Origin of the sequence: Pseudomonas sp. WMBT8 (assembly GCF_050916005.1) — a bacterium.
GTDB lineage: Bacteria > Pseudomonadota > Gammaproteobacteria > Pseudomonadales > Pseudomonadaceae > Aquipseudomonas.
On record NZ_CP188096.1, the window covers coordinates 4,574,124 to 4,589,674 of the forward strand.

Genomic DNA, 15,551 nt, shown 5'->3' on the forward strand with positions numbered 1-15,551 from the left:
GGTCAGTCGTTGAGCAAGCGCCCGTGACGCAGCGCTTCGCGCCCCGCCACCTTGGCCAGCCAGAAACCCGCTTGGGCATAACGCAGCCGTTCAACGGCAAACAACACCCCTGACGTGCCCGCGCAAACAATGCTGACGCGGTCGGCCAAAGGATCAATCACTTCAAAAATCGGCTCGCCGGTTTCCACCCAGTCACCGGCTTTACGCAAGTAACTGATCACCCCGGCGTGGGGCGCGAACAGCAATTCAGTGCCTTCGAAGGGCACGCCTTCACACGGTTCATGTTGCGGCGCCGGCCACTCTCCCTTGATCAGGCCCTGCTCGGCGAGGAACGCGAGGATACCTTCGGCGTGGAAGATCGCCTCATCCCGACCGGTATCGGCCTGACCGCCCAGCTCCAGGGTCGTCGCCAGGCATGCCAGAGGGATCTGCGCCTCGGGGAACGCCCGTGACAAACGCAGCCACGGCAACGAGCAGGCCTCATCGAACGAGCTGCCGCCGGAATCTTCCGCCAACAGGCCGACCTTCACATTCAAATGCGCCGACAACGAACGCCACTGCGGCCAGTGCTGGGGCAGCGCGTACATGTGCAGCGCGGCTTCAGCGTCGCAGTGCAGGTCGAGGACCACATCGGCAGTACAGGCATGGCTCAGCAAAACCCGCTGCATACCTTGCAACTGGCTGCTCGGCTCGGGCAGTGCATTGAGCGCATCGCTCATTGCCTGGCGGATCATGCGCACATTGGCGTGGGGATCATCTCCCAGCCTGCCTTCCAGCAAGGCAGCAACCGGCTCGCTCAACTCGACGAAATCACGGTTGAAGTTCTTCCCGGTGCCGACCTCGAAACGCCCCTGGTGGCTGCCTTGCAGCAGCTGACCCAGGCCCATCGGGTTGGCCACCGGCACCAGCTCGATCACACCGTTGAGGGCGCCCTGCGCTTCGAGTGCGGCCAGGCGCTTTTTCAGCTCCCAGGCCGCGCGCATCCCCGGCAACTCATCGGCGTGCAGGCTGGCCTGGATATACGCCTTGCGCTCGCCATGGCCGAAACGGAACACCGTCAACTGGCGCTCGCAACCCAGGTGCCCCCAGGGCAGTACGTGCTCGATGCGTTCCATATCAGTGCTTCCGGGGAGCCAGGTAGCTCAACCAGCGGCGCTCGGCCAGCTTGAACAGGCGCACCAGGATGAACGTCAGGCACAGATAGAACAGGCCAGCGGTGATGTAGGCTTCGAACGGCAGGTAGTACTGGGCGTTCACCGTGCGCGCGGCACCGGTGATGTCGATCAGGGTGACGATGGAGGCCAGGCTGGTGGTCTGCAACATCATGATCACTTCGTTGCTGTACTGCGGCAGCGCCCGGCGCAGGGCCGAGGGCAGCAGGATGCGGCGGTAGAGCTTGTAGCGCGACATGCCCATGGCCTTGGCCGCTTCGATCTCGCCATGGGGCGTGGCCTTGAGGCTACCGGCGATGATCTCGGCGGTGTAGGCGCTGGTATTGATGGCAAAGGCCAGGCACGCACAGAAGGTCGCGCTGGACAGCCACGGCCAGAGGAAACTCTCGCGCACCGCTTCGAACTGGGCCAGGCCGTAGTAGATCAAAAACAGCTGCACCAGCATCGGCGTACCGCGGATCACATAGGTGTAGAGCCAGGCCGAGCCATTGACCAGCGGCTGCTTGGACACTCGCATCAGGCCCAGGGGCACGGCGGCAAGCAGGCCGAAGAACAGCGAGATCAACAGCAATTTCAGGGTGGTCAGCAAGCCGCCAAGGTACAGCGGCATGGCCTCCCAGATGACGTTGTAGTCGAAGATCATAGATCAGCCGCCTTTACGCCTACCGAGTAGCGCTTCTCAAGATAACGCAGGGCCAGCAACGAGACGCTGGTGATCACCAGGTACATCGCCGCCACCGCGAGGAAGAAGGTAAAAGGTTCGCGGGTGGCATCTGCCGCCTGCTTGGCCTTGAACATCATGTCTTGCAGGCCCACCACCGAAATCAGCGCGGTGGCCTTGGTCAGTACCAGCCAGTTGTTGGTAAAGCCGGGGATTGCCAGCCGGATCATCTGCGGCACCATCACCCGGAAAAACACCTGGAACGGGCTCATGCCATAGGCCATGCCCGCTTCGGCCTGGCCCTTGGGGATGGCCATGAACGCACCGCGGAAAGTTTCCGACAGGTAGGCGCCAAAGATGAAGCCCAGGGTGCCGATACCGGCGGCCAAGGGGTTCAAGTCAATATAGTCGTCGTAGCCCAGTAGCGGCGCGACGCGGTTGAGCAGGTCCTGGCCGCCGTAGAAAATCAGCAGGATCAGCACCAGGTCGGGGATCCCGCGGATCACCGTGGAGTACAGGTCACCCAGCCAAGCCAGCCAGCGTACCGGCGACAGGCGCAATGCGACCCCAATCAGACCCAGAACAATGGCCAAGGCCATGGACGACAAGGCGAGCTGAAGCGTCAACCATGCGCCATCGAGGATAACGGCCCCGTAGCCTTTCAACATGATTCAGGTCCTCGAAAAGGCGGATGAAAAAATGGCGCAAACTTCAGAGACCCTGGTGCTTGCGCCATTCTGGACAGACAACTGCGAAGGTTTACTTGGCGTCAGCGCCGTAAATATCGAAGTTGAAATACTTTTTCTCGATTTCTTTGTACTTGCCATTGGCGCGGATCGCGGCGATGGCTGCGTTGATGCGGTCCAGGTTGGCCTTGTCGCCTTTACGTACCGCGATACCAATACCATCGCCGAAGTATTTGGCGTCGGTGAACGCAGGGCCTACGAACGCGTAGCCTTTGCCTGAGTCGGTCTTCAGGAAACCGTCTTCGAGCAGGGTCGCATCAGCCACGGTGCCATCAAGGCGACCGGCCGCCACATCCAGGTAGATCTCGTTCTGGGTGCTGTAGGGAACGATGGTCGCACCTTTAGGCGCCAGGACTTCCTTGGCGAAACGGTCATGGATCGAACCGCGCTGTACGCCGATCTTCTTGTCCTTGAGCTCAACCAGGCTGTCGCTGACGGTAACGCTGTCCTTCATCACCAGGCGTGCCGGGGTCAGGTAGTAGCGGTTGGTGAAATCCACGGACTTCTTGCGGTCGTCAGTGATGGACATGGACGACAGGATTGCGTCGATCTTGCGCACTTTGAGCGCCGGGATCAGGCCATCGAATTCTTGCTCGACCCAGGTGCACTTGACCTTCATCTCTTCGCACAGGGCGTTGCCGATGTCGTAGTCAAAACCGACGATGCTGCCGTCCGGCGCCTTCGAGGCAAACGGAGGGTAGGCTGCTTCGATACCAATTTTCAGCGGTTTCTCTTCAGCGAAGGCCTGCATGGACAGCACGGACAGCGCCAGGGCGCCCAACAGCACGAGTTTCTTCATCTTGGGACTCCATCGGTATAGGACAAAAACAGCAGTATGAGCCATGGCCCACGATGCGACTGAGTGAAACCGAATAGCGGTGCTGCGTCCTACACCAGTTCAACACGGCGACGACGAGCGAGTGATCGGCATTCTAACGACAGGCCGGAAGCCGATATTTCCTCAATGCGACAACAATTTACAGAAGCACCGAGAAAGCGACTCCAACCCATTGACAACCCCTGATTTTTATGCAGAGGCAAAAGATATTAAACCTATTAACGCTGCAAATTGCGGGCCTATTATTCGCAAACCCTTCTATTCCGGCAAGTGTAGCGTTTGATCTAATTTTTCAGGGTGTCTAAAACGGGCGTTTTCGGGGCGCGGATGTAGCACTTTGCCTCATGTTTGGGCGCAAGGTTACACATTTGCACCACCGGGTAACATTCAGAAACGCCCTACTAGATAAACCGATATTTATTGGCTTGGTGCTGAGGACGGTCTGTCATCCCCCACCATCCAATGTAGGAGCTGGCTTGCCAACGATAGCGGCGGGCCTGTATCAAATGGGCTGACTGACCCACCGTTATCGCCGGCAGGCCGGCTCCTACATTGATGGTATTTCATAGTGAGGCCCCACAAAAAAGCCCCATCCGGCCTACACCGGATGGGGCTTGGTCCCATAAACCCGCTTACGCGACGTTCATGGTCTTGTGGGTATCGATCAGATGCTGCACCACACTTGGATCAGCCAGGGTGGAGATATCCCCCAGCCCGTCATACTCGGCCGTGGCAATTTTGCGCAGGATACGGCGCATGATTTTCCCCGACCGGGTCTTAGGCAAGCCTGGTGCCCACTGGATCACGTCCGGCGATGCAATCGGGCCGATCTCCTTGCGCACCCAGTTCTTCAGTTCCAGGCGCAGCGCTTCGGTCGGCTCCTCACCGTTTTTCAAGGTGACATACACATAGATGCCCTGGCCCTTGATGTCGTGAGGCACGCCGACCACGGCCGCCTCGGTGACTTTGGGGTGGGCAACCATGGCGCTTTCGATCTCGGCGGTGCCCATGCGGTGCCCGGAAACGTTGAGCACGTCATCCACGCGACCGGTGATCCACCAGTAGCCGTCTTCATCGCGACGCGCGCCGTCGCCGGTGAAGTACATGCCACGGAAGGTCTTGAAGTAAGTGTCGACAAAACGGTCATGGTCGCCGTACAGGGTACGCGCCTGGCCCGGCCACGAATCGAGGATCACCAGGTTGCCTTCGGCAGCGCCCTCGATGATGTTGCCCAGGTTGTCCACCAACGCTGGCACCACGCCAAAGAACGGACGTGCCGCCGACCCCGGCTTGAGCGCGTGAGCGCCCGGCAATGGGCTCATCAGGGTCGCGCCGGTTTCGGTCTGCCACCAGGTGTCGACAATCGGGCAACGGGATTGGCCGACGTTCTTGTAGTACCAGTCCCACGCTTCCGGGTTGATCGGCTCACCCACCGACCCCAACAGGCGCAAGCTGCTGCCATCGATACCTTCGCAGGCGGCGGTGCCGGAAGCCATCATCGCGCGGATCGCGGTCGGCGCGGTGTAGAGGATATTGACCTTGTGCTTGTCGACGATTTTCCCGACCCGCGTGATATCCGGGTAGTTCGGCACGCCTTCGAACAGCAGCGTGGTCGCGCCATTGGCCAGCGGGCCATAGACGATGTAGGTGTGGCCAGTGACCCAGCCGACGTCAGCGGTGCACCAGTAGACTTCGCCCGGACGGTAGTCGAACACGCGCTCGTGGGTCAGGGCGGCGTACAACAGGTAGCCGCCCGTGGTGTGCTGCACGCCCTTGGGCTTGCCGGTGGAACCGGAGGTGTAAAGGATGAACAGCGCTTCTTCGGCGCCCATTTCTTTTGGCGCGCAGACCGTGCCCGCCACTTTCATCAGGTCTTCGTACCAGATGTCGCGATGCTGGTTCCACTTGATCTGGCCATTGGTGCGCTTGCACACGATGACTTTCTGGATGCTGCTGGTTTCCGGGTTGGTCAGCGCGTCGTCGACGTTGGCCTTGAGCGGTACCTTCTTGCCGGCACGAATGCCTTCGTCGGCGGTGATCACCACCTTGGATTTGCAGTCGATGATGCGACCGGCCAGGGCTTCAGGGGAGAAACCGCCGAACACCACCGAGTGGATCGCGCCGATGCGGGTACAGGCCAGCATGGCGACCACAGCTTCAGGGATCATCGGCATATAGATGGTCACCACGTCACCGCGGTGCACATCCTGGCCGCGCAGGGCGTTGGCGAACTTGCAGACTTGCTCGTGCAGCTCGCGGTAGGTGATGGTGCGGCTTTCGGAAGGATCGTCGCCCTCCCAGATGATCGCCGCCTGGTCGCCGCGCTCGGCGAGGTGACGGTCCAGGCAGTTGTAGGAGACGTTGAGGGTGCCGTCAGCAAACCACTTGATATCGACATGGTGGTCGTCAAACGAGGTCTGCTTGACCGTGGTGAAAGGCTTGATCCAGTCAAGACGCTTGGCTTGCTCGCGCCAGAAGCCGTCGGGGTTGACCACCGACTGCTGGTACATGGCCTTGTAGGTCGCCTCGTCAGTCAGCGTGTTGGCTGCTACTTCGGGGCGAACGGGGTACAGGGAAGCCGCACTCATCTTTCTTACCTCGGTGACTATAGTTGTTGTTGTATGGCCCTGTTGTAGCCGGGGCAGGCCTATAGAACCATTCGACGATGGTAGTAACAAGCCCCTACAAATTGCCCTGATATGTGCGTGCACCGCTCTGGTCCGGGGCCTGTAGCGCGTTTTGCGCTACCGGAAAAAACCTCTGTCGTGGATTGTTACGAAAACCACCAAAAGTGTTTATCAAAAGTACGGGTATATGAATGCAACCCAGGCGCCTAAAATCAACCTCGCCAACAAGGCACTGTGATTAACCAAGTTGCAGCCCCCACGAAGGCACGTTAATCCGAACTCTCTACTTAAGTTACACACGTGGCCTCACAAGGGCCCCGTGACCCCCTTCGACTGTAAAAAGGTAAATTGGAAATGAAAGCTTTATTAGTTATGGCCCTTGCCAGCCTGTGCGCCACCGCCGCCCTGGCCGACGAGATCCCGACTGACGTAGCCAGCCAGCACACCGCTATTGTTGAGGAATACACCTACGCCACTGATCTGGATATTGCCAAGGTGGTGTCCATGAGTTCCATTCCGAATGTCTGCGAAGTTGTTCCAGCACGCATGGAATATGAAGATCACCAAGGCCAGCGTCATATCCTTAATTACAAAGTCATGGGTAACGGTTGCTCTAACGGTTAATAACTTAGTTAGTTACAACCTAACCTGGCAATGTTCGCCGCAAGGAATCGTTCTTGCGGCAAAGAGACTTGTTCACGGCACCTTCCCCTTCTCGCTTGAACCGAATGCTACGATTGTGGCGTTGCTATTCCCTCTGCACAGCAGGATGGGTTCATGAGAGCCAGTTTCGAGAAAATCCCCACCGAGGCCAACACCTCCTGGACCCTGCTCAACAGGCGCCTGCCACAGGCGATCCCGTTTGAGTGGCATCACCACCCTGAGTACGAGCTGACCCTCACCCTCAACAGTCGTGGGCACCGTTACATCAGCAACGATGTGGCACGCTACGATGATGGCGACCTGGTGCTGGTGGGCCCGAATGTTCCCCATAGCTGGTCGTCGGCCGAGACTATCGACCCGACCCAACCGCACATCGCCCTGGTCATCTGGTTTTCTGAAGCCTGGGCCGATTCACTGGTCAAATTGTTTCCGGAAATGGCCTCGACCCGCGCCCTGCTGGCGGCCGCGCGGCATGCACTGAGTTTCAGCGACGCCACCTCGCGCGCCCTGCGCCCGGTGATCGAGGCGATGGTCGAGCAAGACGCCTCCCAGCGCCTGATTTCCCTGCTGACGGTACTCAATACCCTGTCACGGGATGTCGCGGCGCAGCGCATCGCTGTGCAACAAACCCCTCACATCATTGAAGATGCGCGCATCCGCCGGGTCCTGGACTACCTGCACGGCCACTATGCGCAACCCCTGAGCATCCCTGAGCTGGCACAAATGGCCTGCGTCAGCGTTTCCGCCTTCCACCGCATGTTCCGCAAACACACACGCTGCACAGCATTGGACTACATCGTGCGGCTGCGCATCGGACACGCATGCGCCCTGTTGATGCAAGGCAACCTGGCCGTCAGCACCATCGCCGAACAGGTCGGGTACGCGTCCCAGGCCCTGTTCAACCGTCAGTTCAAGGCGCAAAAGGGCATGACGCCTTCAGACTTCCGTGGTCAGCATGGGCATCACTTCCAGCCAGGCACGGCTAAGCCGATTCTTCTGTAGGCACATGATCAAACGCCACAATCGTATTGCTCAACGCGCCAAATGAGGCTGCCGTCCAGGCCGTCCGGAGTGATTCCATACCTGCATGAATAATAAAAATGCAGGCCACCCCATGAACAATTCCCCATCCTTCGCAAGTGCCGAGCTACCTGACGACTACAAACGCAGCATCGTCGCCATGAAAAAGGCACTGCGCGCACAGATCGGCGACGTGCCCGCGCTGTTTGCCGAAGTCAGCGCCTTTATCGCCACGGAAATCGCCGCGATCAAGGCCCAGCAAGCCCTGACCGGCTCGGCCTGGCCCGAACTGGACTTTGCCACCCTCGCCAACGGCCAGGTCACAGAACAACAACGCGCGCTGATCAAGCGCCGAGGCTGCCTGGTGATCCGCAACCACTTTCCCAGGCAGCAGGTGCTGGAGTGGGACAAGAGCCTGCTGGACTACCTGGACCACAACCAGTTCGACGCGGTTTACCGGGGCCCTGCCGACAACTTCTTCGGCAACCTGGAAGCCTCGCGCCCGGAAATCTTCCCGATCTACTGGTCCAAGGCCCAGATGCAACTGCGCCAGCATGAGCGCATGGGCTGCGCCCAATCGTTCTTGAACCGCCTGTGGACCATCGACTCCCACGGCCAGCAGTGGTTCGACCCCGACACCAACGCCCTGTACCCGGACCGCGTACGGCGGCGCCCGCCCGGCACCACGTCCAAAGGCCTCGGCCCGCACACCGACTCCGGGGCGCTGGAGCGCTGGCTGCACCCGGCCTACCTGAAGGTGTTCGAGAAGATTTACTGCAATGACTTCAAATCCTACGACCCGTGGGACGCCGCCCATCGTACCGAAGTCGATGAATATGCCTACCCAGGTACCAAATGCTCGGCCTTTCGCACCTTCCAGGGTTGGACCGCGCTGTGCGACATGAATGCCGACCAGGGCGTGCTGCATACCTTGCCGATCCCCAAGGCCATGGCCTACCTGCTGCTGCGCCCGCTGCTCGATGACGTGCCCGAGGATGAGCTGTGTGGCGTTGCGCCAGGCAAGGTGCTGCCGATCCTGGAGAAGTGGCACCCGCTGCTGGTCCAGGGCATGTCACCGATTCCGGACGTGCAGGCTGGCGATTCGGTGTGGTGGCACTGCGATGTAGTCCATAGCGTCGCCCCCGTCGAAAACCAGCAGGGCTGGGGCAATGTGATGTACGTACCAGCCGCCCCCATGTGTCTGAAAAATCTGCGTTATGCCAGGGATGTGTTGCGGGCCTTCGAACAAGGTGCCTCGCCGGATGACTTCCCCCGCGAAGACTACGAAAAGCACTGGAGCGACCGCTTCATGACCTCGCAACTGAACGCCCTCGGCCGCAAAGGGCTGGGGCTGGAATAAGTACCCTCCTCTCACCACAAAAACAAAAAAGGGCCACTCCCTATGAAAATCGTCAATCGCCTTGCCGTTGCCATCTCCCTCGCCAGCCTTTGCACAGTCAGCGCCCATGGGGCCCAGAGCAAGGGCAGCGTGGAAGTCGTGCATTACTGGACCTCGGGCGGGGAAGCCAAGTCTGCGGACGTGCTCAAGCAACTGATCGAAAAAGACGGCTATACCTGGCAAAACAGCGCCGTAGCCGGTGGCGGGGGCGCAGCGGCCATGACGGTGCTCAAGACTCGCGCCGTGTCCGGCAACCCGCCCTCCGCCGCTCAGATCAAGGGCCCGGATATCCAGGAATGGGGCAATTTGGGCTTGCTGACCAGTATCGACGACGTGGCCAAGGCCAATCACTGGGACAAGCTGTTGCCCCAGAGCATTGCCCAACTGATGAAATATGATGGCCACTATGTCGCCGTGCCGCTGAATATCCACCGTATCAACTGGCTCTGGACCAACCCCACGGTACTCAAGCAGGCCGGCGTGTCCCACGTACCGAAAACCCTCGAAGAACTGTATGCCGCCGGTGACAAACTCAAGGCCGCCGGTTTTATTGCGCTCGCCCACGGCGGCCAACCCTGGCAGGACACCACGGTATTTGAAGGCCTGGTGCTGAGCATCCTCGGCGCGGATGGCTTCAAGAAAGCCTTTATCGATCACGACGAAGCCACCTTCACCGGCCCGAAAATGACCGAAGTGTTTATAGCACTGCGCAAACTCAAGACCTACATGGACCCCGACGGCACGGGCCAGGACTGGAACATGGAGACCGCCAAGGTCATCAAGGGCCAGGCCGGCATGCAGATCATGGGCGACTGGGCCAAGAGCGAATGGAGCGCCGCCGGCAAGAAGGCCGGTCTCGATTATGAATGCGCGCCCTTCCCGGGCTCCCAAGGCATCTATAGCTACACCATCGACTCCCTGGCGATGTTCAAGCTGTCCAGCAAAAATGACACACCGGGCAACAATGCCGCGCGCGACGACCTGGCCAAGATCGCCCTGGAGCCACAATTTCAAACGGTATTCAATCAGAACAAAGGCTCCATCCCGGTGATCACGGGCCTGGACATGAGCCAGTTCGACAGTTGCGCCCAGGCCTCCGCCAAGGATTTCGCCGAAGCCGAAAAAACCGGCACCCTGGCCCCGAGCATGGCGTTCAACATGTCGACTTCCCAGGCAGTGCAAGGGGCGGTGTTTGATGTGGTCAGCCACTTTATGAGCGATAAAAACGCGGATCCGGCCAAGGCCGGGAAACAGATGTTTGCGAGCATTCAGGCGGCGGCACAGTAAGGCCCTGCGGCCAGTTCTTGCGCCAAGGGGCGCAAGAACTGCGATGCCAAATCTACCTGCGGCTGGCGCATTAAAAGCAGCGCCTACCGCCCGTCAAAAAAATCCGCAGCTGGCAAACCCTTGCAAACCCGCACTCTGGCCGCAAACACCGTCAATTTGGCGGCCCACCGAGACCATCCGCCGCAACACAAAGGCAAATTTTTCCCTATAATGCGCGGGTAAATCGGGCCTGTAATATCCCTTTACATGGGGTAACGAGCCAGACCTGAGACCCCGCAGGAGTAAGACACAGTCGCTCCGCCCCTCAGACCTCATGCAGAGCACCCGTAGCCCTATTCCGTTTAATGCCTGCGCTAGCTGTTGCAACAAACGATTCCTTAAAGATCCACCGCGGCCCCTGGGCCGTGTGAACACCCAACCATCCGGTTTCACACGGGCACCATTGGCCCTCACGCAGGAGACGACACGTCATGCTGAGCTGGGACGAATTCGACAAAGAAGAAGAAGGCGAAGTAGCCGCTAAAGGCGCCAACGCCGGCCACGCCACCGAAGCCAACATGGACCGCCTCGACGGTGCCGGTGCCGCCGCCGCCATCGAGGCCCGCGCCGTCACCGCCAATGACTCCGCCGCCATCGTGCGCGCCAAGGCCGCCCTGGACAAACTCGACGTCGCCGAAGGCCTCGCCGAGTTGGAAGGCGCCTCCGCCCGTGTCGCCGTTGACGAAAAACGCATGATCAACTGCCGCGCCGACCTCAACCAACTCGTGCCCTTCAAGTACGACTGGGCCTGGCAGAAGTACCTCGACGGCTGCGCCAACCACTGGATGCCGCAAGAGGTCAACATGACCGCCGACATCGCCCTGTGGAAAAACCCCGAAGGCCTGACCGACGACGAACGTCGCATCGTCATGCGCAACCTGGGCTTCTTCTCCACCGCCGATTCGTTGGTCGCCAACAACCTGGTGCTGGCCGTGTACCGCCTGATCACCAACCCGGAGTGCCGCCAGTACATCCTGCGCCAGGCCTTCGAAGAGGCGATCCACACCCACGCCTACCAGTACTGCATCGAATCGCTGGCCATGGATGAAGGCGAGATCTTCAACATGTACCACGAGATCCCGTCGGTCGCGAAAAAAGCCGCCTGGGGTCTGAAATACACGCGTTCGATCTCCGATCCGAAATTCGAGACCGGCACCGTCGACACCGATAAAGAACTGCTGCGCAACCTGGTCGCCTACTACTGCGTGCTGGAAGGCATCTTCTTCTATTGCGGCTTCACCCAGATCCTGTCCATGGGCCGACGCAACAAAATGACCGGCGTGGCCGAGCAGTTCCAGTACATCCTGCGCGATGAGTCGATGCACCTGAACTTCGGCATCGACGTGATCAACCAGATCAAAATCGAAAACCCACACCTGTGGGATGCCGAGATGAAGGAAGAAGCGACCCAGATGATCCTGCAAGGGACCCAGCTGGAGATCGAATACGCTCGCGACACCATGCCGCGCGGCGTGTTGGGCATGAACGCGGCAATGATGGAGGACTACCTCAAGTTCATCGCCAACCGTCGTCTGTCGCAGATCGGCTTGAAGGAAGAATACCCAGGCACCACCAACCCGTTCCCGTGGATGAGCGAGATCATGGACTTGAAGAAAGAGAAGAACTTCTTTGAGACCCGGGTGATCGAGTATCAGACCGGTGGGGCGTTGAGCTGGGATTGATCGGCTCATAGTTGCGACGTGAAAAAAGCCCTGGGGTCGTACCCAGGGCTTTTTTATGGGAGCCGGCTTGCCATTTCTTGAAGTACATCACCTCAAGCACCTGGCCCGGAAGGGTTCGGATCGCATCTCCAATGCTGTAGCCTTATGCCCCAATTGCCATCAGCGTTGTCACCGGTCGAGTGACCGGGATGATTTCACTGCGGGGTTTTACTCGAGAATCAGCAGATTGATACCGGAGTAGACTCCTGCGGTCACAGCTTATGCATTCCAAAAAAATAGTAGATAGGACCGAGGCCACCCCGTGAACCCAGACATGCTAGAAGCCGGCCCAGTGGGCGCCAAGGTACTTTCAGTGTTCGACTTCGACGGCACCCTGACCCGCCACGACAGTTTTGTACCGTTTCTCAAGTTTGCTTTCGGCAAGCAGGAATTCAATCGCCGGATGCTCAAGCTGGCGCTGCCGGGCTTGCGTTTTCTGTTGCGCCGGATGAGCCGGGATGAGCTCAAGGCGCAGTTGATTCGCACCTTTATGACCGGCGTTGAGAAAGCCTGGGTGCAACAGAAAGCCGAGGAATACTGCAAGACCTACTGGAACAAGCTAATGCGCCCTGCCGGTTTGCAGTCGGTGGCCGATGAGATCGGCTCCGGCGCCGAAGTGACATTGTGTTCGGCTTCGCCGGCAATCGTGTTGCAACCTTTTGCCGATCGCCTGGGGATCAAGCTGATCGGGACCGAGCTTGAGGTGGTCGATGGGGTGTTGAGTGGGCGCCTCACGGGTAACAACTGCCGTTGTGAGAACAAGGTGCTGCGGCTTGAAGCGGTGTATGGCGACCTGGGTGAGTATCGGCTCAGGGCCTGGGGCGACACGCGCGGGGATCGCGAGTTGTTGGCGGCGGCGCAGGATGCGCATTGGCGGCATTTTCATTCGGCCAAGCGTCGAGGCAAGTCGAAGCCGTAAGCCGCTTGGAACCCGCCCTTTCAGACGCGTTGAAAGGGCTGCGCCCTGATAGCGGACATTTGTGCTACCCGCACAACCCCGCTATTAATAGCGAATCTTCCCACGGACCCGCCCCGATGAAATTCGACACAGCCTATTGCCTGAGCCTGGACGAAAAGCTGTCGATCTATGACGTGCGCGACCTGAATTTCGACGAAACCGCCGCCTTCGATTCCGACAAGGACAGTTTCCTGTGCCCCAACGATGATTGCCGTGCGGCGTTTGCAACGGGCAATGTGCTGGGTACGTTCAATGCAAAGAACGTCAATTACCTGCGCACCCCGCATTTCAAAAACCTGCCCAGCACCCGGCATATCGACGGCTGCCGCTATGCCAGTCACAAAGCCGTGCCAGGAGAAGCCGAGGATGGGCGCGAGGAGAACTTTCCGTCGGAATTTGTGCTGACTCGGCGTCAGTATGAACGCAAGGCAGCCATCCGCGGCGCCACAGACACTCTCCCACAGGATCTGGCGAAAGCACCTTCGGAAATCTCCAATACTTCCCACAGTGCCAGCGAAACCACACCAGACAAGACCAGCGTCTTCGCCCACCCGGTCGAATGCTACGTGTCCAACATCGACGACAAGGAAAAGCTCAAGGGCATGCCGCTGAAGATCGGCGAGCAGACCGCGAGCTATTGGGCGTTTTTCAAGAAAATCGAATACCTGCAAGACAACAAGGGCTTGATCTATTGGGGCCGGATCAAGGCGATCAAGGACTACACCAGCAGCTTTCGCATCGACTTCGAAAAAAAGGTGTGGCTCGACAAGAAGCCCTACTCCGTCAACGTGTACCTGAACAAAAAGCTGATCGAGAACTACCGCAAGCGCAAGGCGTTCCTGGAGCAGATCAAGGCCGCTGTAGACAGTGAACGCCCGCTGTATTGCTTCTTCTATGGGGTGACGCCGGAGTTGAAACAGGTACCGAGCAAGAAAACCCCCGAGCAGACATTCGGGGTGTTCAGCGCCGATATCCAGAACCTTGACCACCTGCTGATCCGCGAGGCGCCGGGGCTGGTGGAGAAATGAATTGAGGCGTCCACCAATCGCGGGCCAGCTATCCAGGAAATGATCGAGTTGATGAACGGTCAAAACAACTGTACAAAAACACAGTATAGTTTGTTCTCCCCCGTTGGATTCCTGGAGAACCCCCATGTCCTCTCTGGCAGTGAGCACCACCGTAGATCAGCAAATCGTCCTTCATCAGTTCACCCCACGGCACAGTGTGCAGGCCCGCGCGCTGCTGGGCTGGAGCCGGGAAGACCTGGCCCGGCACGCCGGGGTTGGGGTGGACGCTGTCCAGCGCTTTGAAAGCCATCAAGAGGTGGATGACGCCATCCGCATCGCCCTGGCATTTCGCCTTGAGCACGAAGGCCTGGTGTTTTTCCCGGGGTTTGCGCCGGGGTGGGGCATGAGCGGGCGTCGCTCCCCAACACCACAGGCTGATGCCGAACCTGGTCGCCGTAGCCTTATCGCACGGCTGCTGGGCTCGACATCGTCGAATACGCCTCATCCCAACGGCGCATAGGCCCGCTGACCGCGCAGCGGGTTCACCTCGCGTACATGCCGGCGCGTGCCTGCATCGCCTGTTGATAGATCCGTACCAAGGCCGACAGCGAGTCCCGCGCCCAGCGGGCACCATAGAACCAGAGCACGACCTTGGTGCCGTTGAGATCGTCGTTGAATAGTTGGCATACGCCTGGGTATCCGGTTTTGCAGAAGCCGTGAAAAGCTGGGCTTTGGCCATCGGACACCAGCGCGTCGAGGCGATGTTCGCTCACCCGCTCATCGATTTGGTTGCTGGACGCCAGGGTGAAATACGCAGCGGCATCCGGTAACTGCGCCTGCACTGGCACCACTTCGGCACCGGCATCCTTTAACACCTCCAAGGCTTGGAGAAATCCGCTGGAGTGCTCCACCGTTTCACGCACACCGTTGCGCAGGTATTGGTCGGCAAAACCGATACGCCAATCGGCCAGGACAGGAGCAGATTTCGCTGCATTGTTTTCCATGACTGGCGGGACTGCCACCATGACCGGGCCCGCAGGGTCGACGCCGCTCAGGGCTATGAGCGATAACGACGGATCACGCACAGTCTTCATCATCGGCCCCGGGACATCGAACCTGGGGCCCTGGACAACAGGTGCTGCGGCAGGCTGGAACTCAATGCCCCCCCGAGGTGTTGCCCCATTGTCCGTCGACCCAGCGGGGGCTATCGGCGCACAAGGCACTGCGTTAAGGATGTTGAGCAGCAAAGGTAGCCCCCCTGAACAGGCAGCACCTGGCGCCAGGATTTTCCTACATTTGTCCTCCATCAAGGCCCACTCCCAGGAAATGAATTCCCCGAGATCATCCCATCCTTTTCCGGTCGGTTCTCATGGCAGAAATACGTTGAAAAGCCCTTTTACAGACAGAACGTTG

Annotated in this window: 14 protein-coding genes and 1 pseudogene; 9 read left to right on the forward strand and 6 right to left on the reverse strand. The window is 59.3% G+C overall.

Features of this window, described 5'->3' with window-relative positions:
* Positions 1-2: 2 nt before the first annotated feature.
* The 5 genes from ACO77H_RS20735 to acs all read right to left on the reverse strand — a co-directional run bounded on the left by ACO77H_RS20735 (position 3) and on the right by acs (position 6,005).
* Complete coding sequence (locus ACO77H_RS20735) at positions 3-1,115, reverse strand: succinylglutamate desuccinylase/aspartoacylase family protein (RefSeq protein ID WP_432754512.1); 1,113 nt, start codon at positions 1,113-1,115, stop codon at positions 3-5.
* 1 nt (position 1,116) lies between these two features.
* Positions 1,117-1,815: an ABC transporter permease gene (locus ACO77H_RS20740; protein WP_115128781.1), complete on the reverse strand. Its 699-nt coding sequence runs from the start codon at positions 1,813-1,815 to the stop codon at positions 1,117-1,119.
* The gene (locus ACO77H_RS20745; RefSeq protein WP_029294434.1) at positions 1,812-2,501 is read right to left on the reverse strand and encodes an ABC transporter permease; all 690 of its coding nucleotides are present in this window, start codon (positions 2,499-2,501) and stop codon (positions 1,812-1,814) included. Before ACO77H_RS20745 ends, ACO77H_RS20740 begins: the two co-directional genes overlap by 4 nt.
* A gap of 91 nt (positions 2,502-2,592) precedes the next feature.
* Complete coding sequence (locus ACO77H_RS20750) at positions 2,593-3,378, reverse strand: ABC transporter substrate-binding protein (RefSeq protein WP_070994684.1); 786 nt, start codon at positions 3,376-3,378, stop codon at positions 2,593-2,595.
* Positions 3,379-4,049: 671 nt separating this feature from the next.
* Complete coding sequence (acs, locus tag ACO77H_RS20755) at positions 4,050-6,005, reverse strand: acetate--CoA ligase (protein ID WP_169955154.1); 1,956 nt, start codon at positions 6,003-6,005, stop codon at positions 4,050-4,052.
* Positions 6,006-6,398: 393 nt separating this feature from the next.
* Here acs and ACO77H_RS20760 point away from each other — a divergent pair, with 393 nt between their 5' ends.
* From ACO77H_RS20760 to ACO77H_RS20800, 9 genes and pseudogenes are all read left to right on the forward strand, one after another.
* Entirely contained in the window at positions 6,399-6,668 is a 270-nt protein-coding gene (locus ACO77H_RS20760) for a DUF2790 domain-containing protein (protein WP_170043792.1), read from the forward strand.
* 153 nt (positions 6,669-6,821) lie between these two features.
* Positions 6,822-7,709, forward strand: a complete 888-nt coding sequence (locus tag ACO77H_RS20765; protein ID WP_169955152.1) for a helix-turn-helix domain-containing protein — start codon at positions 6,822-6,824, stop codon at positions 7,707-7,709.
* A gap of 112 nt (positions 7,710-7,821) precedes the next feature.
* Entirely contained in the window at positions 7,822-9,087 is a 1,266-nt protein-coding gene (locus ACO77H_RS20770; protein WP_432754513.1) for a DUF1479 domain-containing protein, read from the forward strand.
* Positions 9,088-9,129: 42 nt separating this feature from the next.
* Positions 9,130-10,413, forward strand: coding sequence for an ABC transporter substrate-binding protein (locus tag ACO77H_RS20775; protein ID WP_169955150.1), 1,284 nt, complete (start codon positions 9,130-9,132; stop codon positions 10,411-10,413).
* Positions 10,414-10,883: 470 nt separating this feature from the next.
* The gene (locus tag ACO77H_RS20780; RefSeq protein WP_170056891.1) at positions 10,884-12,134 is read left to right on the forward strand and encodes a ribonucleotide-diphosphate reductase subunit beta; all 1,251 of its coding nucleotides are present in this window, start codon (positions 10,884-10,886) and stop codon (positions 12,132-12,134) included.
* Positions 12,135-12,198: 64 nt separating this feature from the next.
* Positions 12,199-12,375, forward strand: a pseudogene (locus tag ACO77H_RS20785) (HNH endonuclease); the annotation flags it as partial.
* 72 nt (positions 12,376-12,447) lie between these two features.
* Positions 12,448-13,092 carry an HAD-IB family hydrolase gene (locus ACO77H_RS20790; RefSeq protein ID WP_169955303.1) on the forward strand — a complete coding sequence of 215 codons (645 nt, stop codon included), beginning with the start codon at positions 12,448-12,450 and terminating at the stop codon, positions 13,090-13,092.
* A gap of 116 nt (positions 13,093-13,208) precedes the next feature.
* Positions 13,209-14,159 (forward strand): hypothetical protein, encoded by a 951-nt coding sequence (locus ACO77H_RS20795; RefSeq protein ID WP_170041946.1) that lies wholly within the window; start codon positions 13,209-13,211, stop codon positions 14,157-14,159.
* 124 nt (positions 14,160-14,283) lie between these two features.
* Positions 14,284-14,658: a helix-turn-helix domain-containing protein gene (locus ACO77H_RS20800; protein ID WP_170041945.1), complete on the forward strand. Its 375-nt coding sequence runs from the start codon at positions 14,284-14,286 to the stop codon at positions 14,656-14,658.
* A 22-nt stretch (positions 14,659-14,680) separates the two neighbouring features.
* Here the strand turns inward: ACO77H_RS20800 and ACO77H_RS20805 are convergent, their stop codons facing one another.
* Positions 14,681-15,232 (reverse strand): hypothetical protein, encoded by a 552-nt coding sequence (locus ACO77H_RS20805; protein WP_407073431.1) that lies wholly within the window; start codon positions 15,230-15,232, stop codon positions 14,681-14,683.
* Between the last annotated feature and the right edge of the window lie 319 nt (positions 15,233-15,551).

What these genes read in the sequence shown, in the direction of transcription:
- ACO77H_RS20735 (WP_432754512.1), bottom strand. Translation starts at nt 1,115, where the DNA reads ATGGAACGCATCGAGCACGTACTGCCCTGGGGGCACCTGGGTTGCGAG.
- ACO77H_RS20740 (WP_115128781.1), bottom strand. Translation starts at nt 1,815, where the DNA reads ATGATCTTCGACTACAACGTCATCTGGGAGGCCATGCCGCTGTACCTT.
- ACO77H_RS20745 (WP_029294434.1), bottom strand. Translation starts at nt 2,501, where the DNA reads ATGTTGAAAGGCTACGGGGCCGTTATCCTCGATGGCGCATGGTTGACG.
- ACO77H_RS20750 (WP_070994684.1), bottom strand. Translation starts at nt 3,378, where the DNA reads ATGAAGAAACTCGTGCTGTTGGGCGCCCTGGCGCTGTCCGTGCTGTCC.
- acs (WP_169955154.1), bottom strand. Translation starts at nt 6,005, where the DNA reads ATGAGTGCGGCTTCCCTGTACCCCGTTCGCCCCGAAGTAGCAGCCAAC.
- ACO77H_RS20760 (WP_170043792.1), top strand. Translation starts at nt 6,399, where the DNA reads ATGAAAGCTTTATTAGTTATGGCCCTTGCCAGCCTGTGCGCCACCGCC.
- ACO77H_RS20765 (WP_169955152.1), top strand. Translation starts at nt 6,822, where the DNA reads ATGAGAGCCAGTTTCGAGAAAATCCCCACCGAGGCCAACACCTCCTGG.
- ACO77H_RS20770 (WP_432754513.1), top strand. Translation starts at nt 7,822, where the DNA reads ATGAACAATTCCCCATCCTTCGCAAGTGCCGAGCTACCTGACGACTAC.
- ACO77H_RS20775 (WP_169955150.1), top strand. Translation starts at nt 9,130, where the DNA reads ATGAAAATCGTCAATCGCCTTGCCGTTGCCATCTCCCTCGCCAGCCTT.
- ACO77H_RS20780 (WP_170056891.1), top strand. Translation starts at nt 10,884, where the DNA reads ATGCTGAGCTGGGACGAATTCGACAAAGAAGAAGAAGGCGAAGTAGCC.
- ACO77H_RS20790 (WP_169955303.1), top strand. Translation starts at nt 12,448, where the DNA reads ATGCTAGAAGCCGGCCCAGTGGGCGCCAAGGTACTTTCAGTGTTCGAC.
- ACO77H_RS20795 (WP_170041946.1), top strand. Translation starts at nt 13,209, where the DNA reads ATGAAATTCGACACAGCCTATTGCCTGAGCCTGGACGAAAAGCTGTCG.
- ACO77H_RS20800 (WP_170041945.1), top strand. Translation starts at nt 14,284, where the DNA reads ATGTCCTCTCTGGCAGTGAGCACCACCGTAGATCAGCAAATCGTCCTT.
- ACO77H_RS20805 (WP_407073431.1), bottom strand. Translation starts at nt 15,232, where the DNA reads ATGAAGACTGTGCGTGATCCGTCGTTATCGCTCATAGCCCTGAGCGGC.